Origin of the sequence: Ochrobactrum sp. MYb379 (assembly GCF_037479515.1) — a bacterium.
Lineage (GTDB): Bacteria > Pseudomonadota > Alphaproteobacteria > Rhizobiales > Rhizobiaceae > Brucella.
The window spans coordinates 17,504-43,887 of the sequence record NZ_JBBGYW010000008.1 but is presented as its reverse complement, the minus strand read 5'-3'; the positions used below and the strand labels follow the sequence as shown (position 1 = coordinate 43,887).

Sequence of the window (26,384 nt, the reverse complement as noted above, 5' to 3'; positions counted from 1 at the left end):
ATAACAAAAAAGGGCGGAAATTCCGCCCTTTTTTATTAGCTACAGAATGGTGCTCGAAGTTTAATTCGAGAAATCGCCCTGTCTTGTAAAGGCAATGCCATTCTGATCGAACAAATGGCAGGATTGTGCATCAAAACTTGCCTTGATCGAAGCATCACCAGAGATCGGCGCTGTGCCCGGCGTAATGATGCAGAATGTCTCGCTCATGCCTTCCGGGGTGCTGTAAACGATTGTCTGCTGACCAAGTCGCTCAACAACAGATGGCTGCACCGTGATTGCAACTGCACCTTCGCCGATTGCAACATGCTCTGGACGAATGCCCAGTGTAAGCGTCTGGCCGACGTCTGGACGCGCGGCTTCCTCGCAAAGAACCGGCAGAACCAATTCGTTGCTTCCGAGCTTCACACGCGCATAGCCGTTGCTCTCAAATCCAGCAAAAGTGACCGGCAGCATATTCATGCGCGGGTTGCCGATGAAGCCTGCAACGAAGCTGTTGCGCGGCTTGTTGTATAGTTCGAGTGGCGTACCAACCTGCGAGATGTTGCCACCTTCAAGCACCACGATACGATCAGCCATGGTCATGGCTTCAACCTGATCATGCGTCACATAGATCATGGTTGCACCAAGCTGCTTGTGCAGCTTGGTCAGTTCAATACGCATATCGGCGCGAAGCGCTGCATCGAGGTTAGAAAGCGGCTCATCGAACAGGAAAATCTTCGGCTCGCGCACAATCGCACGGCCAATCGCTACGCGCTGACGCTGGCCACCGGACAGCATACCGGGCTTCTGCTCAAGCCGTTGATCGAGATGCAGGATCGAGGCCGCATGTTCCACCTCGCGCTTGATGGTCGCGTTATCCGCACCTTCGACGCGCAATGGAAATGCGATATTTTCGTAAACGCTCATATGCGGATAGAGCGCATAGCTCTGAAATACCATCGCGATGCCGCGCTTGACCGGAGGCAGGTCATTGACGCGCTTCTCATCAATGATGATATCGCCCGACGTCGTATCCTCAAGACCAGCGATCATGCGCAAAAGCGTGGACTTGCCGCAGCCCGATGGTCCGACAAAGACCATGAACTCGCCTTCGTTCACTTCAAGGGATACGTTCTTGACGACGTCAAACTGGCCGAAGCTCTTGACAATATTCTTGAGGGATAATTTTCCCACGCTGCTCTCCTGCGGCCGAAAACTCGTTGTAGTACCGCCCTGCTGAATGATCCGGCAGGGCGGCTCTGTCTCAGTTTTATCTAAGGTTCTTCAGCTCTTCATCAGCCTTCTTCAGTGCGTCTTCAGGCTTTGCATCGCCTGTAACAACGGACTGAACCATGGCGATCATGACATTCTGGAAACCGCGCCAATCAGTGAAAAGCGGCTCTGCGCCACCATACTGAATGCCTTCGATCAACGGACGCCAGTAAGGAATGTCAACCATAACCTTATCAACGGCTGGCGACGGACGCATTGGTGTCAGGCCTTCATCGGTTGCAAGCTCATACTCTTCCTGAATTGCAGGCGAAGTGATGTACTTTGCGAACTCAGCGGCCTTTTCTTCAACACCTGAATCCTTGAAAACAGCCAGGCTGTCGGTGATGACCAGCGTGCCGGAACCTTTGGCATCAGGACCAACTGGAAGCGTTGCAATGCCCCAGTTGAACTTGGAATCCTGCAAACGAACGGCTGCACCCGATCCACCCTGAATCATACCGACTTTACCGTCGAGGAAGATCGCGCGCACTTCGTTCTGCTCATACGCGGTTGGACCTTCCTGCGAATAAGCCTTGATGTCGTTATAGGCTTTCAAAGCAGCGAGAACCTGCGGGTTATCGATAACGACTTCGCCCTTGTCGTTCAGGATCTTGCCATCATTGGTGTAAACCCAATGCAGGAACTGGTGAACGGTGTTGTCAAAGGTCTTAGCCGACAGACCATAGCCTGGAATGCCGGTCTTTTCCTTGATGATCTTAGCGAATTCGATTTCTTCAGCCCATGTGCGCGGTGGCTGCTCCGGATCAAGGCCAGCCTGCTTGAACAGATCCTTGTTCCAGTAGAGAACCTTGGTCGAAAGCGCGATTGGAACGCCCCACTGGGTGCCATCATAGGTGACGGTTTCAACCACGTGTGGGAAATAAGCGCCCTTTTCTTCGTCCGTCATCGGAACCTGGACGATCATGTCGTTGTCAGCAAATTCCTTGAGCGTGCGCGAACCGACATAAGCGATTGCTGGCGGTGTACCTGCTGCTGCAAGTGTAGTTGCCTTGTCCTGGCACTGTGCCCAGCCGACCACTTCAACAGCGATCTTCCATTCTGGGTTCTTTTCTTCCCAGGCCTTGATGTATTTGTCATGCGTCTTGTCGAGCTTATCACCGCAATAGATCCACGAGATCTCCTGCGCTGCGGCTGATGCGCCGAGCGTTCCAAGCATCGTGCTGCCTGCGAGAACAAGCGCCGCAGCTCCCATTTTAAATATCGTCGTCACCTCTGAAAACTCCCTTATGATGATAGATGTTTAGACGGATTTTTATTGCTTCACAGCACCTGCGGTCAGTCCTCCGACCAGATAGCGCTGTAGTAGGAAGATGATGATCATCGCCGGTGCGATGCCCACAAAGGACGCTGCCATCAGCTCATTCCAGACGACTTCCTGCTTACCGAAGAAGGCAAAGAGGCCTACCGGCAGCGGCATATATTCGGCCTTGGAATTGAACGTCAGTGCGAAGATAAACTGCTGCGCATAGGCGCCGATAAAGGTTGTGATCGCCACAACGATAATGCCCGGCATTGCAATCGGCAGGATAACCCGGCGCAATGTGTAGAAGTGACTTGCGCCATCCATATAGGCGGCTTCATTCAGCTCACGCGGGATGCGCATCATGTAGGTGCGCAGCAGCCAGATCGCCGCCGGAATGAGGAAGGCAACGCCCGGCACGATCATCGCGGCATAGGTGTTGAGGAGCTGAAAACTGCGCATCAAACGGAACAGCGGGATCAACAGAACCGCGCCTGAGAACATATTGATTGCTAGAAAACCACCAAGGATCAGCCCTGCTCCGCGAAAGTCAAAACGCGAGAAGGCGTAAGCCGCAGGCACCACCAGAAGCAGCACAATGATTGTGACCACTGACGAGATAAAGAACGAGTTGAAGATGTATCGTCCGAATTGCGGAACGCTCTTCCACATTGAAAAATAGGCATCAAAACTGCCACTTTCCGGCCAGAACCGATAAGGCGAAGAGAACAGCTGGTTTAATGGCTTCAATGAAACCAGAAACCCTTCAAAGAATGGTGCGAGCAGAAAGATCATAAAGATGGCGATCCCTGCATAGGCAGCAATTTTTTCAATCCACGTATAGCGGTCGATAAGAGGCGTGTTTTGTGGTTGGCTCATTCTGGTGCTCCCTATGCCAGCTTTTCGGGGCTGATGCGCCGCGTGACACGGAAATAGGCAAGGCAGAACAGCGAGAGGAATATGCAGATCGTGACCGCACGCGCCGCACCTTCACCGTAACGCTTGGAACCAATAGCCGTCTGATAGGTGTCGATAATCATCGTGGTGGTCGAACCATTCGGGCCGCCCTGCGTCAAAATCCAGATGATGTCGAACGAGTTGAATGTCGCAATTGTCGAGAGCATCGACATGGTGATGATGGCTGGTAACATCAGCGGCAGCGTCACTCGGCGGTAACGATACATGCGACCAGCGCCATCAGTCCAAGCGGCTTCATAAAGATCTTTTGGGATTGCCTGAAGCGCTGCAAGGAAATAGAGCGTCACCATCGGCACGCCAATCCAGACGTCCGTGACAATCGTTGCCCAGAAGGCTGTATTGCCATATGCGAGGAAGGCAATCGGTCCATCCACAAGGCCAAAACGCTGGAGCATGCCGGAAATCATGCCGAACTGGCCGTTATACATCCAGCTCCACATAAAAATGCCAATCGCCATTGGTACAATCCACGGCGGCATGATCATCAGACGGAACAATGCACGCCCCGGCAAAGCCATATTGAGAAGCACCGCTCCAAACATGCCAATCGTGATCTTCATCAGCACCGAAAAGAACGTCCAGACGAATGTCCGGCCAATAACAGCCATAAACTGCGCATTGGCGATCTTTTCATAATTGGCCCAGCCGACCCAATTGGTCGTGCGGCGCAGCGATGCATCGGTGAAGGACAGGATGAAAGTGTCGATCAACGGATAGGCGACGATTGCCAGCACATAGATAAGTGCCGGTGCAAGCATGACCCACGCAAAGATGACTTTGGAGCGTTGCATTCCCATGTATCAGATCAAACTTTCTGAAGTGCTGCGTCGAAGCGATCCCAGACGGGACGCAGATCGATGACCGTGCGCTTTTCGCGCGCTTCATCCATTGCCATGGCAAGAATGCCCGCTTCCATCGCATCAAGCGGCGAAACAGGAAGTGGCCCGCCATGCATGACATGTGCGATCACTTCTTCCGCCATCTTTTCGTCTGCGCCATAATGCTGCGAAAGCTCGGTGCGTGTCGCATATTCCTTGTGAATGGTGCGCTTTTCGTTCAGCACCTCATGCACATCGAAATAACCGCGAATGAAATCGCCTTCGGCCTGACCACGCGTTCCAAAAATCGCAAAGCGACGGAACTGGTCCGGTGCATTCAGATTGGTGTGGAAGTTCATACCAACGCCGTTGGCATATTCAATGATCGCGACCTGATAATCGATGATGTCACCATCGGAATCGAAAACCTTGTCGGAACCCTCCCAGCCCGTCGGCTTGCGATGGAACAGCGACATATCGTTGATACCTTCACGACGCGGATCATTTTCCGGAATGAAGGTCTTGCGGCCACCAAAGCTTGCAACACGCTCAGGACGCGAGCCGATAACGCTGTTGTAAAGATCGAGATCGTGGCAGCACTTCTCCAGAAGAAAGCTGCCCGACCACTTTGAATAGCGGCGCCAGTCGCGCATAAAGAATGCGCCATGATATGGATAGATGTGCTCTGCCGCTTCAACCGAAACGATATTGCCCAGCAAACCATCGGTCTTGGCCTGCATCAGATCGCGATACATCGGCGCATAGCGCAGCACCAGACCAACCAGCAAACGATCCTGACCGTGTTTGGCCAAAAGCTCAGCCAGCGCATATGTCTGCTCAATCGAGGATACAATCGGCTTTTCGGTGAAAACCGTAAGGCCCGCTTCAAGACCCACACGAATATGATCGAGATGCATATGGTTTGGCGAGCCGATCATCAGCAGATCAAACGCCTCATTGGCGATCAGCTCTTCCGGCGTCGCATATTGCTTGCCAGCCGAAATGCCATGCTCATCCAGCTCTGCCATACCCGCAGGCGCAGGGTCTACATAGCCGACAATCTCGAACTCGGGATCAAGTGCATTGAAGACAAAACCCAAATAACCCAGACGATAGCCCAGTCCTACAATGGCGACTTTCACGATAAACTCCCAATCGATTTTTTAGTAAGATGAAAATTATCACCACAAAATGTCAAGAAAAAACACAAGGAATTTAGCAAAACCAAAACTTTTCACACAGACTTGATGATGTTCAGAAATAGCATTCCCGAGCATCTGCCTTAAAAGAAATCATATTGCTCGAAATCAGCTCAATATGTACAAATCGCAATCATTCCGCAGTCAAATTGCAATTTTAACAAATTAAAACAGTTATTTAACAGATTTACGACTTTACAGAAAACGCGTCGGGTTGCGGATAAATGTTGTATTTTCGTGATCGATTCTAGCTGCACGAAGCGCATGAAGTCATGCAAAAATCGCAACAAAAGAATTTAATAACCATTAAATCACAAACGGCTAAATTTTAGGATGGACAAAATCTGTTGAAGGCGATGATATAGTTGCTAACAAGGCCAAGGCCTCTATCCCGCATGATTTGTGGCCAAACCGACAAAGACTCAGCGGGATCTCACTTATCTAAAACGCGCTCACCGAAAACAGGTTTACGTTTCGGAATGCGCATAAATCTGCTGGTGGAGAATTGCATGCCTAGCCTATTCCGACTTGAAAATTCGTGGATCGCAAATCCCGCACCAGCCGGAACCATGACAATCGAAGTGTTTAACCTGTCGGATGAAACACTAACCGATTTCTCACTTTGCTACACCAGCATCACCCGCATTGTTGGAGAGCCGCAGATCACGAACGGACATTTTGTCCTGCATGATGGCAGCTTCAACGAAATAGCTGCGCCCAAAGGCTTCACATTGAAGCCGGGCGAAACATGGACGTTGAGCGTCGCACCACTTAATCGCTCACCGTTCCATGTTAATGACGGAGCGAAGACGGCTTATCTCAAATGTGCTGATGGCCGTTTGATCCACATTGAGACCGGCGAATTAGCGCTTTCGGGACAGAACCTCCCACTGCCCGGCCCGCGTCTGCCGGAAGGCCGTCTTACGCTTCCGTTTTCCGTGCTGCCATGGCCTGTGAAGTTCGAGGCTGAGGCAGGTAGCACGCCAATTGCATTGCATCCCGCAGAGGGTACAGATCTTGCGGGTCTGCGTGCGCTTTCGCTGGTTGAGGAGCTTCATGCACGACTGTTCCCACAGGCGCGTCAGGTCTTTTCGCTGAAAGCAGTTGATGGCGGTCGCGCTGTTACGATCAAAGCCGACGGGAGCATCAAGAAGAGCGGCTTCACCATTGATTTCACCGCTGACCTGATCACGGTTACGGGTGGCAATGTCGACGGCACACGCCATGGACTTATCGCGCTCGCGCACATTCTTGATGGCGCAAAGCAAGATGCAGAACGCTTCAAATTCCCGATTTCGGGCCGTATTGAAGATGCCCCACGCCATGACTGGCGCGGCTGCCTTCTGGATGTTTCGCGTCACTTCTGGACGCATGATGAAGTCACGCGCTTCCTCGACATTATGGCCTGGTATCGGCTCAACACCTTCCATTGGCATTTAACCGATGACGAAGCATGGCGCATCGAAATTCCGGAACTTCCGGAACTGACAGGGATTGGCGCAACCCGCGCTCCGAATAGCCCAATGCTGCCGCAGCTTGGCGATACGACAGAAACGTCGCACGGCTTTTATACCCAAGAACAAATCCGCTTAGTGGTTGCACATGCGCAATCACTCGGCATTGAAGTGGTGCCGGAAGTCGATATGCCCGGCCATTGCAAGGCAGTGCTGACCGCATTGCCGTATCTTCAAGATCGCAATGAAGCCAATGAGTCCTACAAAACTGTGCAGGGCTTCACGAACAATGCGCTCAACCCCGCAATGCCTGCGACATGGGAGTTCGTGAAGACGATCCTCGACAATATCGTCGCTCTTTTTCCGGGCCGCTATATCCATATTGGCGGCGACGAAGTGGCCGATAATTCATGGATTGGCTCGCCGCTTGCACGCGAATTAATGGAACGCGAAGGGCTTGAAGGCACTTTTGAACTGCAATCATGGTTTATGCGCAAGCTCAAGATCATGCTGGAACAGCGCGGCCGTGTTCTCGCTGGCTGGAACGAAGTCGCGCATGGTGGTGGCGTGCAGCCGGAAGGCACTTTGCTGATGGCATGGCAGGCACCGGAAATCGGCATTGAGCTTGCAAAGCAAGGTTATGACGTCGTCATGACGCCGGGTCAGGCCTATTATCTTGATATGGCGCAGTCGCATAACTGGTGGGAACCCGGCGCTGGCTGGGCAGGCGCCTCCACGCCGGAAGAAAGCTATGCTTACGAAGCTGCTGGCAATTTTCCGCCAGAACTGGCGCAGCATCTCAAAGGTGTTCAGGCTTGTATCTGGTGTGAACATTTCACCACGCACGCCTATTTCAACGACCTCACCTTCCCGCGCCTTTTGGCTGTTGCGGAAGCTGCGTGGACCCCAGCATCGGAAAAAGACTGGCTGCGCTTTGCTGTGCAGGCACGCCGTCATCCGCTATTCTGATCCTCATGTCCTGTGCGGTTTCAGCCGTGCAGGACAAAGCCTGTTTTGGAAATAGTGGCGCACCGAATGTCGACCTCGAGCCTTGATCTTGTCCGGCAATATCCGATCGTGCGTGCCAGCACGATCGCCATCCTGTTTTTTGGCTTTGCAGGGGCGGCCACAACACCTTATCAGCCAATTGTCGGCATTAAGGTCATCGGATTAAGCGACTTCACCTATTCTATCGTGGCTTTCTGCGCCGTTGTAGCCAATCTCGCGGCGAGCATTGCCATCGGATTGGTATCTGACCGCATCGGGCGTTATCGCGCGCCGATGATCATCGTCACAGCCCTTGGGATTGTAGGTTTTGGCCTGATCTGGCTGTTTCCAACGCCTTGGGTTTTTGCGCTGGCGACCATCGGACCAATCGCGCTTTTTAACGTCGTCAGTACGCTTTTGTTTGCGAATATCCGCAATCACTCCGCTGGAATGACGCCGATTGAACTTAGCGATTCGATCACCATCGTTCGTATGGCCATTTCAATCGCATGGATTCTGGTGCCCGGACTTGTCGGTGCAGCGCTCGCCGGAACTGGCTCTGCCCTCACCGCTTATTCCTTTGCGACATTGCTCGCGCTCGGCTGCTTTGCGTCAATTGCCACATTGATGCCACACGATCACCACAAGAATCTTGAAAAAACCCACAAAAAAGCCTCCAGTTTTGACGACTTCAAGCGCCTTTTCTCGCCTTTTGTCGTCAAAAGGCTACTTGGAATAGCACTTATCACATCGGTTTTGCACGTGAATGCGATTGCTTTGCCGCTGATCATAACCGGTCGCGGTGGCGGTACGGTTGAAGATGTCGGGATGGTCATGGGCTTCGTTGCGGGGCTTGAAGCAGTGCTCATGCTTGTCTGGGCACGCATTAGCCGCCGCCGAAGTCAGATCAGCATCTTCTTTGTCGCATCATTGCTTTATGCAATCTATCTGGTCTGGCTTGCATTCCTCACCACACGGTGGGAGATTTACGCAGCATCAGCGATTGGGGGGATTGGTGCAGCTGCAATCGTAAGCCAGCCAATAAGCTATCTGCTTGGCATCATTCATGATCGGCCCGGCCTATCGGCTTCCCTGATCGCAATTAACATGTTTGTCGGCGGTGGCATCGGCACAGCGCTTTTTGCAATTGGCACAAGCTTTGCTGGCTATGGAACTGTCACCATCATGGGGGCTATCGCGGGATTGGCCGGTGTCGCGATACTGGCGAAGGCAGAGTACAAGAAAAACTGAGGGGATTGCTTTGAGCCGGATATTACTGGAAGTCTGCGTCGATGATGCTGAGGGGCTGAACGCCGCAATTAAAGGCGGTGCAGATCGGATTGAGCTATGCTCGGCCCTCGCAATCGGCGGGCTGACGCCTTCAATCGGTCTCATGCAACTTTCAGCCAAAGCACCAATTCCGATCATGGTGATGATACGGCCGCGCGCTGGCAGCTTCGTCTGGACCGAAGATGAATTGCAGATCATGGAAGCCGAAATTACAGCAACACGTGCCCTCGGCCTCGCAGGTGTTGTGATTGGAGCCAATCTGCCCGATGGCAAGCTTGATAAGCCAGCCCTGCAACGACTGGTCAAAGCAGCCGATGGCCTTGAAATTGCTTTGCATCGTTCAATCGACCTTACCCCTGATGCGGCAGATGCCGTGCAAATAGCTATCGAGCTTGGCATCAACCGGATTTTGAGTTCAGGCGGCGCGTTGAAAGCCGTATCCGGTCTCGAACGCTTGAATGCCATGCAGCATGCCGCAAACGGCAAAATCATCATCATGCCAGGTTCGGGCGTGAATATGGGAACACTTGCCGAGATCGCTGCGGCATTGCCTGATCTCACTGAAATCCACGCATCCTGCAGTGCGCCAATCGATTCAGATGAGATTTTGCTGAATTTTGGCTTTGCTGTGCCGGGCGCAACAAGAACCACAGCAGCGAAAGTTGCCGAGCTGCGCGAAGCTCTCAACGCCATTGCTGATGGCAGACAGCCACCTTCCTGATTTAAACAGCCATCCCTTGCTCAGGAATGGCCGATATACAAACGGAGCAAAATAAATTTGTGTTGAAATAAACAACTGACTTGAGAAATTTGTGTTGAAGTAAAATTTTCTTTTCAATAGAAAATTACGACACAAGGAAAGGGCCGGAGTTGCAACCGACAGAAGACCTCTATCAGACTGTGCAAGCAGCAGTGCCGGAGCTTACTCCGAAGCTGCGTGGCATATGCCTGTTGATCGAAAACGATCCGGTAGGCTTCATTCGCTCCACTGCACGCGAATTGTGCAGCCAGCTTGGCACATCTGAGCCAACGCTCATCCGCTTCTGCCAGCGCTTTGGCTACGCGGGCCTTGCCGATTTCCGTATCGATCTCGCTTTGTCGCTTGCCCAGCGCCCCGGCCTCGTGCCCGCAGGCGTGGAAGCCAATCCGGTTGATCGTCGCTCCGTCAATTTCGACGCCAAGGATGCAATCGGACGCAAGGCAGTTAGTCTCCTTGAAGGCGATACCGCGGTGCTGTTCGATAATGGTTCCAGCACCGAACGACTGGCGGCACATCTTGGCAATCTCGCACCACTCATCGTCATGACGCGCAGTCTCGACGTTGCGCAGACCGTGCTTCGCCATAAGCAGCATCAGGTTATGCTAACCGGCGGCAGCATTCGCCGCGAAACAATGTCAGTCTCCGGGCGTCTGGTCGATACAGCCCTTTCCGAAATGCGCTTCGACACCTTTGTCATGGGTGCGGATAGTGTTGATCCCGAAACAGGTGTGAGCACTTTTCTGGAAGACGAAGCCCATCAGAACCGCGCGATGATCGAGGCTTCTGGCCGTGTCATTGTGCTGGCCGACAAGACCAAATTCAGCAAACCACGGCTGCATCGTATTTGCGCAATGGATCGGATTACAGCGATTGTAACCGATCTGGAGCCCAATCACGAAATAGCCAACCGCATCCGCGAACGCGGCGTGCGTGTAATCAGTACCCAAGAGGACGGCGTTAATGACTAAACTGGAAACGAGCCACACATGGCAGGAAATTCATGCACAGCCGGGCATCTGGCAGGCATGGGCAGTACCTCTTGCCACCCAGTCGGCTGAAATCCGTGAATGGATCGCCGCCAAGGGTGTTAAGCGTATCGTTTTCAGCGGCGCAGGCACCTCGGCTTTCATCGGTCAGGCTCTTGCATCGGTTAAGGCGGGCGCGATTTCGCTTACAGCCATTCCAACCACCGACATCGTTTCCAATCCGTCTGAAACGCTGTCTGATGATGGCGAACTGCTCGTCGTGCAGTTCGGCCGCAGCGGCAACAGCTCGGAAACCATCGCAACGCTCGACCTGCTGGACGAGCATTTCCCGAAAGCTCACCGCCTCAACATTACCTGCAATGGCGAAAGCGCACTGGCCGTTCGCGATGCAAAAGGCCCGGGCGAACAGCGCGTGATCGTTCTGCCAGCGGCAACGCACGATCAGGCTTTTGCAATGACGTCCAGCTACACGACGATGCTTTTGTCGGCACTCGCCTGCATTGATGGCAATGTTGATGTCGCCGACAAGCTTAACAAGCTCTCGGCTGCGGGTACTAAGGCACTTGCGCAGCTCGACGCAACGCCTGCCCCGCATCCAGACCGCGCAATTTTCCTCGGCTCCGGCGCACTGACCGGCGTTTCGCGCGAAAGCGCACTCAAGGTTCTGGAGTTGACCGCAGGTCAGGTCATGACCAACTGGGATAGCACGCTCGGCTTCCGTCATGGTCCAAAAGCCTCGGTTGTCGGCAACACCCGCGTTGTGGTCTTCATTCACCCGGATCAGCACACCGCGCGTTATGATCGCGACATTGCCGTTGAAATTGCTCAGCAGTTCCCGACAGCAACCGTTACGACTGTTGGTGGCAAAGACTGTGATCTTGCGCTTGATCTTACCGGTGACAGCCGCTGGGATGCCGTACTCTACGTGCTTTTGGCGCAAATCTGGTCTGCCCGCTGGTCGGCAGAACTCGATCTCAACATCGACAATCCATTTATTGATCAGGGCAACCTGACACGCGTTGTTTCCGGGGTTAAGATTTACCCCTTTGCAGCATGAAACACGAGGTCAGCATGATCTGCGGCGCTATTGATCTGGGCGGCACCAAAATTGAGGGCCGTCTGTTCGACGCGAATATGGAAACCGTTCTGACACGGCGTATTCCTACGCCTGTCAGCGACTTCGATGCCTTCATCGATGGGCTTTCGGCGCAGATTGAATGGCTGACCGAGACGGCGGGCAATCCCAATCTGCCCGTCGGCATCAGCCTTCCGGGTTGGATTGATCCGGCCAACGGACTTGGCTTTGCATCCAATATTCCGATCACAGGTCGGGATGTCGGTGCAGCACTGGCCAAACGTTTTGGGCGCAGCTTTCCACTGATGAACGACTGCATGGCTTTCGCCTATTCGGAAGCGCACGGCGGGGCAGCCGAAGGCAGCGAAGCGATGATTGGTCTGATTGTCGGAACCGGCATGGGCGCTGGTGTGGTCATCAATGGTGAAATTCCGCCGCGCTATAATGGTCTAGCGCTGGAAATCGGTCACACGGGTATGCCTGCACGCATTTTGAGCGAACAAAGCCTACCACTGATCCCTTGCGGCTGCGGCAAGACAGGTTGCATGGAACGCTATGTTTCCGGCACGGGCCTTGCCGATATTTCTAAAATCAAGCTCAATGAGACCATCTCCAATCAGGAACTGACATTGCGCGCATCCAATGGCGATGCGAGTGCAGAAAAGGTTCTCGATGACTGGGCTGATCTGATGGCGGAATCGCTTCTGACCATGCAGCTCGTCGTCGATCCGGATTGCTTCGTTCTTGGCGGCGGTCTTTCCAATATGGATGGTGTCACTGAGCGCGTCTCAAAGGCATTTGAAAAGCGCAAGCTCGGCCCCACACGCATCCCTGCCATCAGAACTGCACGTTTCGGTGATAGTTCCGGTGCGCGCGGCGTTGCGCTCTACGCACTTAATCATTCTGGAGAAACCCAATGACCCGTCTTGTCGCCCCCGATTATGTGTTTCTGAATGGGCGACTTCAGACTGGTCTGGTGGCCGAGATCGGCCAGCATGGCATCACCCGTCTTCGCCCGCGCAAGTCGGATGAAACGCCGGACCTCACGCCGCATGTGCTGATGCCAGCCTGTATCGACCTGCAGGTCAATGGTGCGGGCGGCGTCATGCTCAATTCGGAAACCAGTGCAAAGGGCATCGCGCATATCATCTCGACACTGCGCAAACTCGGCACTGCTTGGGTTCTGCCAACGCTCATTACCTGCGAGCCGGAACGTATCATTCAGGCCGCTCACGCTGCTGTTGATTGCAAGGGCATGGATGGCTTCTTCGGCCTGCATATCGAAGGCCCGCATCTCAACCCTGCCCGCAAGGGTACACATCGCGTTGAATTCATCCGCCCGATGGATGCAGCCACGCTTGAGGCGCTGAAAATTCTGCGCAAGGCGGATGTGCCTGTCATGCTGACACTGGCACCGGAAATGGTGCCGGGCGACACCATCCGCGAGATCGCTGATATGGGTGTCGTCGTTTCCGCCGGTCACACCAACGGCACGACGGAACAGGCCCGCGCCGGGCTTGAAGCTGGCATCAGCTGCTTCACCCATCTTTACAATGCCATGCCGCCAATGACATCGCGTGAGCCGGGTGTGGTCGGCACTGCGATTGGCAGCGATGCGTTTGTTGGCATCATTGTTGATGGGCATCATGTGGCATGGGAAATGGTCGGCGTCGCATGGCGTGCGCGCCCAAAGCGCGACCGCATGTTCCTTGTATCCGACGCCATGTCGACCATTGGCGGACCGGATCATTTCGAGCTTTATGGCGAACGCATTGAGGTGCGCGATGGCGCACTGGTTAATGCAGCGGGTTCGCTTGCTGGCGCCCATATCGATATGGTCGGCTGCCTTGCCAATCTCGTTCAGCACGTCGGAGTGTCGCTTGAAGAAGCCATTCGCGCGGCCTGTGTTGTGCCTGCCGATGTGATGGGCGTGGCTGCACCGAATCTCGGTGCTGGAACACCGCTGCCAGAGGTTCTTGCTCTGGATAACAATCTTCAGCGCATTTCTCTCTGAAATTTACCTTATATATGGAGTCTCGTCATGAGCAGCACTCAGACCTTGAGCAAACTTCCCGCCCGTTATGCAAGCGGTGCGCGCGGAGGCATCACCTCGATCTGCTCGGCACATCCTCTGGTTATCGAAGCAGCCCTTCTTGAAGGCATTGCAACCAACACCGACGTTCTGATCGAGGCCACCTGCAATCAGGTCAATCAGGATGGCGGCTATACCGGCATGACACCGGCAGATTTCCGCCGTTTTGTCGAAGACATCGCAGCGCGTCTTGGGTTTGACACTCAGCGCCTTATTCTGGGTGGTGATCACCTCGGCCCAAATCCATGGAAGCATTTGTCTGCTGATGAAGCACTGGCAAAGTCCGAAGTGATGATGGATGGCTTTGTGCGTGCTGGCTTCACCAAAATCCACCTTGATACCTCCATGGGCTGTGCTGGAGAGCCAGTCGCCCTGCCCGATGTCGTGACGGCTGAACGCGCGGCCCGTCTTGCCAAGGTTGCAGAAAAAGCAGCGGTTCAATCCGGCTTCGATCTGCCTGTCTATATTGTCGGCACGGAGGTTCCGATCCCGGGCGGTGCGATGGAAGAAATCGAAGATCTGGAACTGACCAAGCCAGATGCAGCCCTTGAAACCATCGCTATTCATCGCAAGGCTTTTGCAGCCCTTGGTTTAGAGGATGCATTCTCGCGTGCCATCGGCGTTGTGGTTCAGCCGGGCGTGGAATTTGGCAATGAAAACGTTGTCTATTACGACAGCGAAAAAGCGACTGCTTTAAGCGGCGTTCTCAACGAGGTCCCGCAGTTTGTCTTTGAAGCCCATTCGACCGACTATCAGCCGGTTGAGGCACTATCAGCACTGGTTCATGACGGCTTTGCCATTTTGAAAGTCGGACCGGGTCTAACTTTCGCGCTGCGTGAAGCACTCTACGGCCTTGATCAGATTGCGGCTTTCCTCGACAAGCTGCCCGAAGAAGAAACCGTTCGCGGCAAGCTTGAGAAGCTACTTCTCAACGAGCCTAAGAACTGGGAGAAATATTATCATGGTGATGCGGAAGAACTGCGTCTTCAGCGCCATTTCTCCTATAGTGATCGTATTCGCTATTACTGGCCGCACCCGGAAGCGACTGCTGCCGTCAATGCGTTGCTCAAGCGTCTTGAAGGCCGCAACATTCCAGAAACGCTGATCAGCCAGTATCTCGGAACACTTTATCCCGCCGTTGCAGCGGGTAAGGTTGAAGCCACGCCCCATGCGCTGATGGTCGAAGCCGTCAGAAATGTCATCCGGGTTTATGGCAAAGCGGTCGGCACGCATTAAATTAATTGAACAACAAAAGGGCGGAAATTCCGCCCTTTTTTGTTATCGATATAGAGTATCACGAGCGCTTATTCATGCTCTCACTCGATCATTATTCTCATCGATATCAAGCGCTCCATTCATATCTAACGGCAAAAACCGGGTTGATGGGTGGCATTTCAGGATTCTACCTGCACCAACATCACCGCGCAGATGAAGAAGTTTTGGCAGCAAATGAAGCGGAATGAGGGCTGGCGGGAGTACCGTATTGCCACTCTTCGAAATCAGTGGATGCGTGCCCGCGTTAGCAACCATTTTTTTCAAATGCTGGCGGGGGACATTCGGCATATCGCCAAGCAAGACGAGAGCATGGCTTGCGCCATGTTTTCTCACATATCGCAAACCCGCTTTAAGACTATCGCTTTGCCCCGTTGAATTTTTAAGAAAAAGCGGGCGAAAGCGGGCTTGCTTGAATAGACCCGCCACGAGAGGATTACTTGTCACAACAACGCCAAAACTATAGGGCAGACCAAGCAGGGATGCTGCAACATGAGCGCTCAGCGGCTTTCCCCGATAATTTGACAGGAGTTTATCACGCACGCCAAAACGTCGTGACTTGCCAGCTGCTAAAACAACAACAGCAACTTTTCTAGTTCCACTCATTTCAAATCTTTGACGCTCTGCAAGATATGTGCAAGTACAGACACGCCGAGTGTGTAAGGGTCGCGCGTCGATGGGATAAGTCCAAGGGGAAATTTCAACTTATCAGTATTTTCAACCGGGCAGCCATATTCAATCAATGCCTCACAACGCGCCGAATGAGCGCGTCTGCTACCCTGAGCACCCACAAAAAAGGCAGGGCTGCCCAGTGCTTTCGACAAGATAGTCGGCTCGCGACTATGATCGTGGAAAAAGGTTACGACTGCAGTTCGTTCATCCGTCATAACGCCATCCGGCCAGACACCTTTGACAAGCGGATTCGCCCAAGAAAACCGTATCAGAACATCGGGATCAGGTGAAAACAATTCCACCCGGCAACCAGCGGCCAATGCCAATTCTGTAAAGCAAATCGTTTCCATTCCGGTGCCAAAAACCAAAACCCTGATCTGAGGCAAAATAGTGAGATGCAGTCCCATTCCCGTCGGATTGAGAGATAGTGTCCCATCATCAGCCAACGTCAGCATCGCTGGCTTTCGTGCTCTCAAGCTTCGATCAATGTCCTCAAGAATAATCCTATCAGGAAATGGAAATATCTGAATGTCGAGCCCACCACCACAGGGAAGCGGCAAATCCCAGTAGGGAGAACCACGGCCGTAGCGCACTTTCATAGCATTGCCGGTTTCCATTGACGACTTTGCATTCAGCACAACACTTTTATCTATACAGCCGGAAGACAGATTACCCCAGCTACGACCAGAAGCATCGACAACCATGGCCGCGCCGCAACGTCGATAAGATGGGCCTTCAACGCCAACAATAACCGCAAGTGCGCACTTCTCAGCGGACAAGGCTGGCATCAACGGAAAGTCATTTTCGTTGATGGAAGCAGAGCACACCGCCACATTCGTATCATTGAAATGAGCCTGTTCCGTTGGTTTCATGAAGGTCCACCATGACTTGCGAGAAACATCTGTGCCTTTACTCTCCGAGTGCCCGCTGGATCTTTTCAGGCGTTACAGGCAGACGATAAAAGCGAGCGCCGGTTGCATGCGTAATCGCATTGCCGGTCGCTGCCACAACCGGGATCATAACCACTTCGGCCATGCCTTTGGGCGGTGAACTTTCTGACAGCGGTTCGAGATATTCCGCTGTCTGCGTCCAGATCGCTACGTCCTTGCTGCGCGGCAGTGTATAGCGATTAAAGTTCCATGTGCCATTGCCCGGGCCATCTTCATAAAGCGGAAGCTCCTCCATCAAAGCATGGCCAATCCCCATTGCGAGACCACCCTGTTGCTGACCGGAAACAAGCTCGGGCACGATTATATTGCCCGGATCAAGTATGCTGTGATGCTTCATGATCTCGACTTCGCCGGTAAACGTATTCACGTTGAGTTCGACGATACATGCCGCTGGCGTATAGGTGGTAACACCCGCATTGTTGCGTTGCACAGGTGGAAAATTCACGCTGCTCCGCTTGATAAAATCATAGCCGCCCGTTGTCATGCGGCTTTTAAACTCCGCTGAAGCACCGTCACCATAGCGAACGGCGAGAAGATCAACAGGCAGTTCGCGCATGCCTATGACAGGTATGTCGAATTTGGCTGTTGCCCACTCCCAGCGACTGAAACAGTGAATTGAAACACCTGTCACCAAACCCATTTCATGGGCTTTGCGTGCGAGACGCTCAAAGGAAAGCGTTTCCATTCCGCCACCCCCAATGCCGCCTGCCGTCACGCGCAGATCGCTTTGTGTGACAACGCCACTGGCAATTTGTCCGCCAGATGCACCTTCGCTCCAGATCGCCTTTGCAGCAGGCCAGAATGTGTTTTCAAAAAGGAACCGCGCCGCCTGTTGTGTTCCAAAACCAAGAAAATAAGCACTGTTGGAAGCGCTCATCGGCGGCAGTGCATTTGGCACCCAGAACGGGTCTTTTTGCAATTCATCCTGCTGCTCTTGCGTGGTTGTATAAGGCGACCAGTTGCTTACCATTGGTAATTCGGCAAAATCGGTCACACCAAACTCGACGACATCCGGCACTTTGCCCAACAGATTGCGCACCATCACCTGCTGTGCAGTGGTGGCACCAGTGCCAATTTCCTGCACACAATGGCGCATGGTCAATTTGCCATTTGCATCAAATTCGAGCGTGAGTGCAGAGGTGTCCGCACCAGAGCCATAGTCCTTCTGAACCTGCGCAAAACCTACACCATAAAGGCGACCGGGATTGGCTTTGTCATAGTCCGCCTTGGCTTGTTCGCGATTGACCCATAGTGGGTTTTTAGCCACCAGTTCGAGCATCTCTACATTACGCAAATCGCCCAAAGGTTGCGCGCCTTGTGTATTTTCGTCACCCGCCCGCATTGCGTTAAGACGGCGAAGCTCAACCGGATCAATACCAAGCTCGGCTGCGATTTCATCGACCATCAGTTCGGTAATGCTCATCACCTGAATGGTGCCATAACCGCGCATGGAGCCTGCTTCTACGGCAGGTGTTGCAAGGGCTATGGATGTGAGGTCTGACTTTGGAAAATAATAGATCGACTGGGCAGCCGTCGCAGCGACCTGTGCCACTGAGAATGAGAAATTGGCGCGACCACCACCGTTGCAATTATAGAAACCTTTCATGATTTCAAACTTGCCGGTCTTGCGATCAGCAACGATGCAAACATCCATTTCGATAGAATGACGCTTCAACCCAAGCTGGAACTGTTCGTAGCGATCATTGGCCAGACGCACCGGCAATCCATCACCGTAAAAGCAGGCGGCAATCGCATAAAACGGAAAGATCGAGTGGTCTTTGGATCCGTAACCGACCGTTGTTCCGGTCAGGAGTTTGATCGTCTCAACGGGGAAGCGCTTGTTATCTTTGACCATAGCCGCTGCAACACGCGCAACTTCATAAGGTGACTGAGCGGCAACGATCAGATGCAGCGTTTTCGACTTCGCATCATACCACGCATTGCCATTGTCTGGCTCCATGGCGCTCGGATCGATAGACTGCGAAAAGCCGTGCCGTTCCAGCACAAATTTGCTTTCGTCTTTACGCGCGTCTTCAATAGCTTTGGCAATATTTTCGGCGGCGTTCATACCGCGTCGCATAGGTTCATAGGTCTCGCGTGCGACTTCTTCCGGATCGCGTACCCCACCGCCGCCGCGATGTTTGGTCAAAACGGATGCTGGCACGAAAACGCCTGTAGTGCTGTCTGATGGCCAAGTTGGCGTATCACCATCGAAGCCACCAAAGATAACCGCATCCTGTATCGGCGAATAGGCAGATGATGCAGACGGTGTATCACCGCCGATGCGTACATAACGCGCTGCGCCGTAATTGGCTGGCGATTTAACACCAGTTTCAGCACCATATTTCACTATGCTGGTTTCAAACCGCAGCAGACGCTTTGCGGCATCAAAACGATCAAAGTCATGGTAGACAAGCAGCGCTACTGGCTGTCCCAGAAGCGGTGCAGTTTGCCCCTTTGGCAGCAGAATGCTTTTACCGTAAAATTCATCGGCCAGACCTTCGGCATACGGTGCTGTCAAGCCATCGGCTTCAAAGTTTTCATGCAAAACCAGACGATCAGGCTGGAGATCAGCCCCTAAAATGGTCAGATCAACGCCCTCAAAGGCTCGTTTTGCATCGGTTGCTTTGATGAAGAACGCATGAGCTTGTTCTTTGGGCCAGCCTTCGAGATCGCGAGCGCGATAGTCGCGCGAGAAGGTTTTCTCGCCGGTGACTTTACGTATGGCATCCCATCGGTAACGCGCTTGACCATCTTTGCCAATCCAGTCGGACGGGCTTGGTCCGGACTGAACTTCCAGCGCATGAGCAGCGGGCAACCGTCCAAGCATCACAGTGATGCCGGCGATTGTTCCCAGCTTAATAAAATTGCGACGTGAAATATTCGAACTCATCATTCCCCCCGGGGGTTGATCCGATTACGCCTGAAATACATATGCACGTGCTAATAACTGAGTTGGGCTCAATCGATTGAGCCCAACTCATGCGTTTTAATCGACAGCACTCTCTTCAGCTGCAACCTGCTCGGTCGTCACTGCTGTTGCCTGACCGCCCCATTCGGCTCTGATCCAAGTGATCAGGGCTGCAATGTCCGGATCTTCAATCACATGGGCGAACGGTGGCATCGCATACATGCGCTGACCATTGGTGAATGTCTGCGTCGGAATGCCGTTGAGAACCACCTTGATCAGTGTCTGCGGATTATCCATCGCCAGAGTGGCATTGCCCTTCATAGCAGGAGCGACATTCGGAATGCCTGCACCATTGACACCGTGGCAGCCAGCACAGGCGGAAATATAAGCCAGCCTTCCGGTTTCCATCGGGCTTCCCGGTTCGGGATTATGCGCTTCCGCCAAAGGTGCAGGAGGAGGTGCTGCGGCTGCAATATTGCCTTCGTCATCGGTCAATAGGTAGGTGGCGACGGCCTTTATATCATCCGCGTCCATCACACTGGTTGAGAAGTGCGTCACCGTATTCATACCAGCAAAGGATGTGCCCTGCGGCGCGATACCGGTGGAGAGATACTGGCTCAATGTCGCAACATCAAAACCATGCTTAGACAATGCTGCGGCTGTGATGTTTGGAACAGCCAATCCATCGACTTCGCCGCCTTGCAGCGGACGCAGGAAATCAACGCCCATCATAAGATTGCGTGGTGTATGGCAAGCACCACAATGAGCAAGCCCTTCAACGAGATAAGCCCCTCGAGTCCATTCAGCCGAGCGCAGCTCATTCTGAGGAACTTCCCTGTTCGGGAAATTGAGCAAGTTCCAGAAGTTTAGGAATGGGCGCACCGGCAATACGAACACACCCGTATTGGCTTTATTGGCAACCGGCAGCGCGGGAATGCTCATCATATAAGCATAAAGCGCGTCGAGATCGTCGGGTGTCGTAATATGCGTGTAAACATAAGGCATCGCCGGATAAAGATTACCCTTGCCAGCCGCAATACCGTCTTTCAAAGCACGATGGAAATCGGCGCGGGTATAATTACCGATGCCATGTTCTTTATCGGGTGTGATATTGGTCGAATAAATCGTACCAACAGGAAGTTGGATCGGCACGCCGCCCGCAGCCATTGGGCCTTGCGGCAGTGAATGACAGCCAAAGCAGTCACCAGCCAATGCAAGCTCACGTCCACGCGGTATGAGACTTTGCATCTGCTCTGGCGTCATAGCCTGCTCGGCCTGTGGTGCTACACTTGAAGTGCGAAAAAGACCAAACAAGATGGGTAGCGCAACCAGTGCACCCAACACGATGATGGCTAAGATCGAATTGCGCAATCTATGGCTTTTCATCGTTTTTCCCCTATCCGATCACGCAACCGGGCGTGGCAAGCGCCACATCGCGGATAGCTTCGTAATAACGCACATAGCCTGTGCAGCGGCAGATATGGACATCGAGTGCCTCTTCAATCGCGCCTTCAAGATCTGCGCGTTTGACAGGCTGACGCTTGAGCTGGTCGATGAAAACCGTAGCGCCAGCCACAAAACCGGGCGTGCAATAGCCGCACTGGAATGAGAAATTATCGATGAAAGCCTGCTGGATTGGCGTCAGCTTTGTGACCTTGCCATCCGCATCGGTTTCAGCCTGACCTTCGATTGTAATAATTGATTTTCCATTGAAAAAATGCGCATCGTAGATGCAGGTCCGGCTTTCAGTTCGCGTACCATCCTTCTTCACTTCCATAATGGTGCAGGCGTGGCAGATACCCTGACCGCAGCCAAAATGCGTGCCAGTCAGATCAAGGTATTCATGCAAAAAATCAATCATAGGCATGCCGACCGGAACCTGCACCGGACCGATTGCCTTGCCATTGATGGTAAGAGAAAGTGGGCGTTTTTCGATGCTCATGATAAGGCCCTTTTTACTTTTTCCGGGGTAATCGGAAATTCATAGAAACGTTTTCCGGTCGCATGCGTAATGGCATTGCTGGTTGCTGGCAGGATCGGGATCATGCCCAGCTCCGCCATGCCTTTGGGTGGTGATGTTTCTGAAAGTGGTGGCAGATAATCAGTTGTCTGGTTCCAGACAGCGACATCTTTGGCGCGCGGCAGCGTATAGCGGTTGAAGTTCCAAGTGCCGTTGCCGGGGCCGTCTTCATAAAGCGGCATTTCTTCCATCAGTGCATGGCCGATGCCCATTGCTGTACCGCCCTGTATCTGGCCGGAAACAAGCTCAGGAACAATCATTGTGCCGGGAGCCATCATCATGTGATGGCGCATGACCTGAACATGTCCTGTGAAGGTGTTCACATTCACTTCGACCAGACACGCAGCCGGTGTCACAGTTGTTGGATCAGCGCCGCCGCGCTTTGTCGGCGGGTAATAGGCTATCTTGCGTTTGATGAAATCATAGCCTGCTGTGGTCATGCGGCTTTTGAGTTCATCGGATGCGCCGTCACCATATTTAACCGCAATCGCATCAAGCGGCAGGTTTCTCTCGCCAACAGTTGGAATGTCGAACTCTGCCCGCGACCATTGCCAGCTGCTGTAGGCATGAACGGCAACGCCGGTAATCAGCCCCATTTCATGGGCTTTTTTTGCAAGACGCTCAAACGGGATCGGCGTCATACCGCCACCGCCAATGCCATCCGGTCCAACGCGAATGTCAGACAATTCGACGTTCAGGCTTGCAATGGCACCGCCGCCAACACCTTCGCTCCAGAGCGCTTTCGCGGCTGGCCAAAGGCTGTTTTCCAGCAGAAAACGACCAGCCTGACGTGTGCCAAAACCGATATAATAAACACCGCTTGAAGAACTCATGTCCGGTATCAGCGCGGGTGTCCAATAAGGGTCGCTCTTCGCAAGCTCATCTTGCTTTTTCTGATCGGCATAGCTTGTGTGAAGCGGCAACTGTTCAAAGTCTGTGACGCCGAAATCTACCACATCCGGTGCTTTACCCAGCGCCTGCCAAACCATAACCTGTTGCGCAGTGGTGCCGCCGGTGCCAATTTCCTGCACGCAATGGCGCATGGTCAGTTTGCCGCTCGCGTCAAACTCTAAAACCAATGCGGTTGGAACGCCACTGGAACCATAAACCTGCTGAACCTGCGAGAAACCAACACCGTAAAGCTTGCCCGGATTAGCCGCCTCAAATTCAGCTTTGGCTTTTTCGCGGTTTTGCCAGATCGGATGTTTTTCGGCGAGATTGAGCATTTCCACATTGCGCGGATCGCCAGCAATGATGCCGCCTTGCGTATTGGGATAACCTTCCAGAATGGCATTACGACGACGCAACTCAATCGGGTCAATCTTCAGCTCGCTGGCAAGTTCATCGACCATCAGTTCGGTGATAGCCATGGATTGCAATGAGCCGAAACCACGCATCGAACCTGCTTCCACAGCGGGTGTCGCCATAGCGAGAGCCGTCAGATCAGACTTTGGGAAGTAATAGATTGACTGCGCGCCGCGCGCCGCCACGTGCGACACCGCAACGGACAGATTTTCACGCCCGCCACCATTACAGTTATAAAAGCCTTTGAGAATTTCGAACTTGCCGGTTTTGCGGTCTGCGGTGATCGAAACATCCATCTCAACGGAGTGGCGCTTCATACCCATTTGAAATTGTTCATAGCGATCATTGGCCATCCTGATTGCATGACCTTCACCATAAAAACACGCTGCCATCGCATAGAACGGAAAGACCGAATAATCTTTCGATCCATAACCAACCGTCGAGCCGGTCAGCAAAACGATCTTCTCAACCGGAAACAGCTTGTTGTTTTTAGCCAGCATTGCCACAGCATTGACAATGCCGGTCGGTGACTGCGTAGCCGTCATTACATGCATTGTTTTTGTGGCTGCATCATACCAGGCATTGCAATTGTCGGGTTCCATTGCGCAAGGATCGATGGACTGCGAAAAGCCGTGGCGTTCGAGCACGATTTTTTCGGGATTTGTGCGCGCGGCTTCTACTTCATCGGTGATGCCTTTGGCATAGTCCATGGCAATGCCCTGCGCATCCGGCTTTTCTTCCGCCCGATGCAAAGCTTCGATGAAACCGCCGCCGCGATCTTTTCGGATGATCGGCGGAATGGCGATTGCTTTATCCGGTGCATAGGGCGGCCAGACAGGCGTGTTGCCGTCAAACCCACCTTTAATGCCAGCATCCTGATAGGGTGAAAACACGGATGCATCGTAAGGCGTTTCACCACCAATCCGCACATAGCGCGCAGCACCATAATTCTTTGGTGGCTTGGCTCCAGTTTCTTCGCCATAGACAACGACATTATCTTCAAAACGCAGCTGACGTTTTGCAGCATCAAGCCGATCAAAATCCTTGTAAATCAGGATAGCGACAGGGTGGCCCAGAATAGGTGGCGTCTCACCCTTCGGCACAAGAATATTATAGCCGTAGAAACCCTTGCCCATATTGGTGTCTTGCGGAATATTCAGACCGTCACGAGCAAGATCTTCCTGAAGCAAAACTTTGTCAGGCTGCAAATCTGCGCCCAGTATAGAAAGGTCAATGCCCTCAAATGTCCGGTCGGCCTTCGTCGCCTTGATCATGAAAGCGTGGCTTTGTTGCTTGGGCCAACCGGGAATATCACGCGCGCGATAATCACGCGCAAAGTTCTTTTGTCCGGTTACTTTACGAACACCATCCCAGCGCGAACGCGCTTTGCCATCCTTGCCGATCCAGTCGGTTGATGTCGGGCCGGAGTGCACTTCCAAAGCGCCTGCGGTAGGAACACGTCCAAGCATCACCGTAATGCCGGCAAAGGTGCCGAGCTTGATAAAATTCCGACGTGAAATACCTGACGCCATCGAGCGTGCTCCATACAATACATGGTCCTCTAGCGGGGGGGGGGCTAGTGGAGCAAATTCATAAAAATCTAAAAGTGGGAGAAGGGTTGAAGGATGAGACTTCCTTCAGAGAACCTCCTCAGACCATACGAGAGAATTTCCCGTATGGCATTTTTAAAGTATCGAAAACGCTTAATATTCGAGTTCTCTGCGCTGTGCGTGAGGCTTAGCGTCTTCAGGGTTTTCTTTTGCAGCAAGCGCGGAATCTTCCTGTTCTTCAAAAAGAACACCACCGAGCGCTGCAACAAGGATCATGAAGCCGGTGCCAAGCAACCATGAGAGATACCAAGGGCCGTAATCACCAAGGATGATACCAATAAGGATCGCAATGACTGCGATGATCATTGCCACCACAAAACGCCAGAATACAGTCATCTTGCTCTCCTTAAAATGCGTGGTGCGAGGTTTCGACATGATCAGGATCGACCTTGCCGCGCATCACCCAGAAAGCCCAGCTCGTGTAAACGACGATCAAAGGCATGAAGACAACCGTAAAGCCCAGCATCCACATCAGCGTCAGCTCGCTGGAACCGGAGTTCCAAACCGTGAGGCTATGCGATGGATTGGTGCTTGATGGCATCATGAACGGGAACATTGCAGCACCAGCGGTGCCGATAACGCCAATCCATGCGATGGCACCGAGCCACCAGCCAAGCAATGCCTTGCGTGCAAGCAATGCTACCAGCCCCAACGCAACGCCGATATAGGTCAGCGCTGGAATAACCCACAGCACGGAATATTCATGGAAGTTGGACAGAAGTGCGCCAGGTGTGCGTTCAACCACCTGATGCAGAGGTGTTTGCGGCACGCCCGGATTGGGACCCTGCACGATCTGATAACCGTCCATGCCCGAAACCCAAAAGCCACCAATCGTGAACAGAACAAGTGCCAATATGCCGCCGAAAAGCGAAGCTTTGCGGGCGCGATCGGCGAGATTACCAACGCCACCGCTCATTAGCATCGCGCCGCCCATATAGATCGACAGCGAAACAGAGAGGAGACCACACAGAATTGCAAACGGGTTGAACAGTTCAATGAAGCTGCCGGTATAATAGGATGTCATCCGCCAGTCGAAGTTGAACGGCACGCCCTGAATGATATTGCCAAAGGCCGCACCAAACACCAGCATCGGCACAAAACCGGAAACGAACAGCGTCCAGTCCCACGCATTTCTCCAACGTGGTGATGGCATTTTACTGCGATATTCAAAGCCCAGCGGTCTGACGATCATGCTGAAGAGCAAAACCAGCATGACGATGTAAAAGCCGGAGAACGCAGTCGCATAGACCAACGGCCATGCCGCGAAAATTGCACCCCCACCGAGAATGAACCAGACCTGATTTCCATCCCAATGCGGGCCAATGATATTGAGTGCAACGCGCCGTTCTGTATCGGTACGCCCCACATAACGCAGCAACGTACCAACGCCCATATCCATGCCGACCATGATGGCAAGGCCCATCAGCAGGATACCAAGCAGCAACCACCATACAAGCTGAAGTACGAGATAAATATCCATGAAATATCTCCCG

Annotated in this window: 21 protein-coding genes; 8 read left to right on the top strand and 13 right to left on the bottom strand. The window is 53.0% G+C overall.

Annotation, left to right across the window (positions count from 1 at the left end; translation table 11 throughout):
• Positions 1 to 60: 60 nt before the first annotated feature.
• The 5 genes from WH356_RS15710 to WH356_RS15690 all read right to left on the bottom strand — a co-directional run bounded on the left by WH356_RS15710 (position 61) and on the right by WH356_RS15690 (position 5,450).
• Positions 61 to 1,173, bottom strand: coding sequence for an ABC transporter ATP-binding protein (locus WH356_RS15710; protein ID WP_339512423.1), 1,113 nt, complete (start codon positions 1,171 to 1,173; stop codon positions 61 to 63).
• A 76-nt stretch (positions 1,174 to 1,249) separates the two neighbouring features.
• Positions 1,250 to 2,464, bottom strand: a complete 1,215-nt coding sequence (locus tag WH356_RS15705) for an ABC transporter substrate-binding protein (protein WP_339512625.1) — start codon at positions 2,462 to 2,464, stop codon at positions 1,250 to 1,252.
• Between the two features lie 60 nt (positions 2,465 to 2,524).
• Positions 2,525 to 3,391 (bottom strand): carbohydrate ABC transporter permease, encoded by an 867-nt coding sequence (locus WH356_RS15700; RefSeq protein ID WP_339512421.1) that lies wholly within the window; start codon positions 3,389 to 3,391, stop codon positions 2,525 to 2,527.
• An 11-nt stretch (positions 3,392 to 3,402) separates the two neighbouring features.
• Positions 3,403 to 4,287, bottom strand: a complete 885-nt coding sequence (locus WH356_RS15695; RefSeq protein ID WP_339512420.1) for a carbohydrate ABC transporter permease — start codon at positions 4,285 to 4,287, stop codon at positions 3,403 to 3,405.
• Between the two features lie 8 nt (positions 4,288 to 4,295).
• On the bottom strand, positions 4,296 to 5,450 hold the full coding sequence (locus WH356_RS15690; RefSeq protein WP_339512418.1) for a Gfo/Idh/MocA family protein: 1,155 nt from the start codon (positions 5,448 to 5,450) through the stop codon (positions 4,296 to 4,298).
• Positions 5,451 to 6,016: 566 nt separating this feature from the next.
• On the opposite strand from WH356_RS15690, the gene WH356_RS15685 reads away from it, so the two are divergent.
• From WH356_RS15685 to WH356_RS15650, 8 genes are all read left to right on the top strand, one after another.
• Positions 6,017 to 7,930 carry a family 20 glycosylhydrolase gene (locus WH356_RS15685; RefSeq protein WP_339512416.1) on the top strand — a complete coding sequence of 638 codons (1,914 nt, stop codon included), beginning with the start codon at positions 6,017 to 6,019 and terminating at the stop codon, positions 7,928 to 7,930.
• Between the two features lie 66 nt (positions 7,931 to 7,996).
• A complete protein-coding gene (locus WH356_RS15680) occupies positions 7,997 to 9,199 on the top strand; it encodes an MFS transporter (RefSeq protein WP_339512414.1) in 1,203 nt (400 codons plus the stop codon).
• A gap of 10 nt (positions 9,200 to 9,209) precedes the next feature.
• Positions 9,210 to 9,959: a copper homeostasis protein CutC gene (locus WH356_RS15675; RefSeq protein ID WP_339512412.1), complete on the top strand. Its 750-nt coding sequence runs from the start codon at positions 9,210 to 9,212 to the stop codon at positions 9,957 to 9,959.
• A 149-nt stretch (positions 9,960 to 10,108) separates the two neighbouring features.
• Positions 10,109 to 10,966, top strand: coding sequence for a DeoR/GlpR family DNA-binding transcription regulator (locus WH356_RS15670; protein ID WP_339512410.1), 858 nt, complete (start codon positions 10,109 to 10,111; stop codon positions 10,964 to 10,966).
• Positions 10,959 to 12,041, top strand: a complete 1,083-nt coding sequence (locus WH356_RS15665; protein WP_339512408.1) for an SIS domain-containing protein — start codon at positions 10,959 to 10,961, stop codon at positions 12,039 to 12,041. Before WH356_RS15670 ends, WH356_RS15665 begins: the two co-directional genes overlap by 8 nt.
• Before the next feature lie 14 nt (positions 12,042 to 12,055).
• Complete coding sequence (locus WH356_RS15660) at positions 12,056 to 12,979, top strand: ROK family protein (protein WP_339512406.1); 924 nt, start codon at positions 12,056 to 12,058, stop codon at positions 12,977 to 12,979.
• Entirely contained in the window at positions 12,976 to 14,073 is a 1,098-nt protein-coding gene (gene nagA / locus WH356_RS15655; RefSeq protein ID WP_339512404.1) for an N-acetylglucosamine-6-phosphate deacetylase, read from the top strand. The genes WH356_RS15660 and nagA overlap by 4 nt, the downstream gene beginning before the upstream one ends.
• Positions 14,074 to 14,100: 27 nt before the next feature.
• Positions 14,101 to 15,387, top strand: a complete 1,287-nt coding sequence (locus WH356_RS15650; RefSeq protein WP_339512402.1) for a D-tagatose-bisphosphate aldolase, class II, non-catalytic subunit — start codon at positions 14,101 to 14,103, stop codon at positions 15,385 to 15,387.
• A 72-nt stretch (positions 15,388 to 15,459) separates the two neighbouring features.
• Here WH356_RS15650 and WH356_RS15645 read toward each other — a convergent pair whose 3' ends face one another.
• From WH356_RS15645 to cydB, 8 genes are all read right to left on the bottom strand, one after another.
• Entirely contained in the window at positions 15,460 to 16,029 is a 570-nt protein-coding gene (locus WH356_RS15645; protein WP_339512400.1) for an NTP transferase domain-containing protein, read from the bottom strand.
• On the bottom strand, positions 16,026 to 16,967 hold the full coding sequence (locus tag WH356_RS15640; protein WP_339512398.1) for an XdhC family protein: 942 nt from the start codon (positions 16,965 to 16,967) through the stop codon (positions 16,026 to 16,028). Before WH356_RS15640 ends, WH356_RS15645 begins: the two co-directional genes overlap by 4 nt.
• Before the next feature lie 37 nt (positions 16,968 to 17,004).
• Positions 17,005 to 19,938: a xanthine dehydrogenase family protein molybdopterin-binding subunit gene (locus WH356_RS15635; RefSeq protein ID WP_339512396.1), complete on the bottom strand. Its 2,934-nt coding sequence runs from the start codon at positions 19,936 to 19,938 to the stop codon at positions 17,005 to 17,007.
• Positions 19,939 to 20,034: 96 nt separating this feature from the next.
• Entirely contained in the window at positions 20,035 to 21,342 is a 1,308-nt protein-coding gene (locus WH356_RS15630; protein ID WP_339512395.1) for a c-type cytochrome, read from the bottom strand.
• A 10-nt stretch (positions 21,343 to 21,352) separates the two neighbouring features.
• Complete coding sequence (locus WH356_RS15625; protein WP_339512393.1) at positions 21,353 to 21,898, bottom strand: (2Fe-2S)-binding protein; 546 nt, start codon at positions 21,896 to 21,898, stop codon at positions 21,353 to 21,355.
• Positions 21,895 to 24,813 carry a xanthine dehydrogenase family protein molybdopterin-binding subunit gene (locus WH356_RS15620; protein ID WP_339512391.1) on the bottom strand — a complete coding sequence of 973 codons (2,919 nt, stop codon included), beginning with the start codon at positions 24,811 to 24,813 and terminating at the stop codon, positions 21,895 to 21,897. The genes WH356_RS15625 and WH356_RS15620 overlap by 4 nt, the downstream gene beginning before the upstream one ends.
• A 171-nt stretch (positions 24,814 to 24,984) precedes the next feature.
• Positions 24,985 to 25,227 (bottom strand): hypothetical protein, encoded by a 243-nt coding sequence (locus WH356_RS15615; RefSeq protein WP_339512389.1) that lies wholly within the window; start codon positions 25,225 to 25,227, stop codon positions 24,985 to 24,987.
• A 10-nt stretch (positions 25,228 to 25,237) separates the two neighbouring features.
• Positions 25,238 to 26,371: a cytochrome d ubiquinol oxidase subunit II gene (cydB, locus tag WH356_RS15610; RefSeq protein WP_339512387.1), complete on the bottom strand. Its 1,134-nt coding sequence runs from the start codon at positions 26,369 to 26,371 to the stop codon at positions 25,238 to 25,240.
• Positions 26,372 to 26,384: the final 13 nt, after the last annotated feature.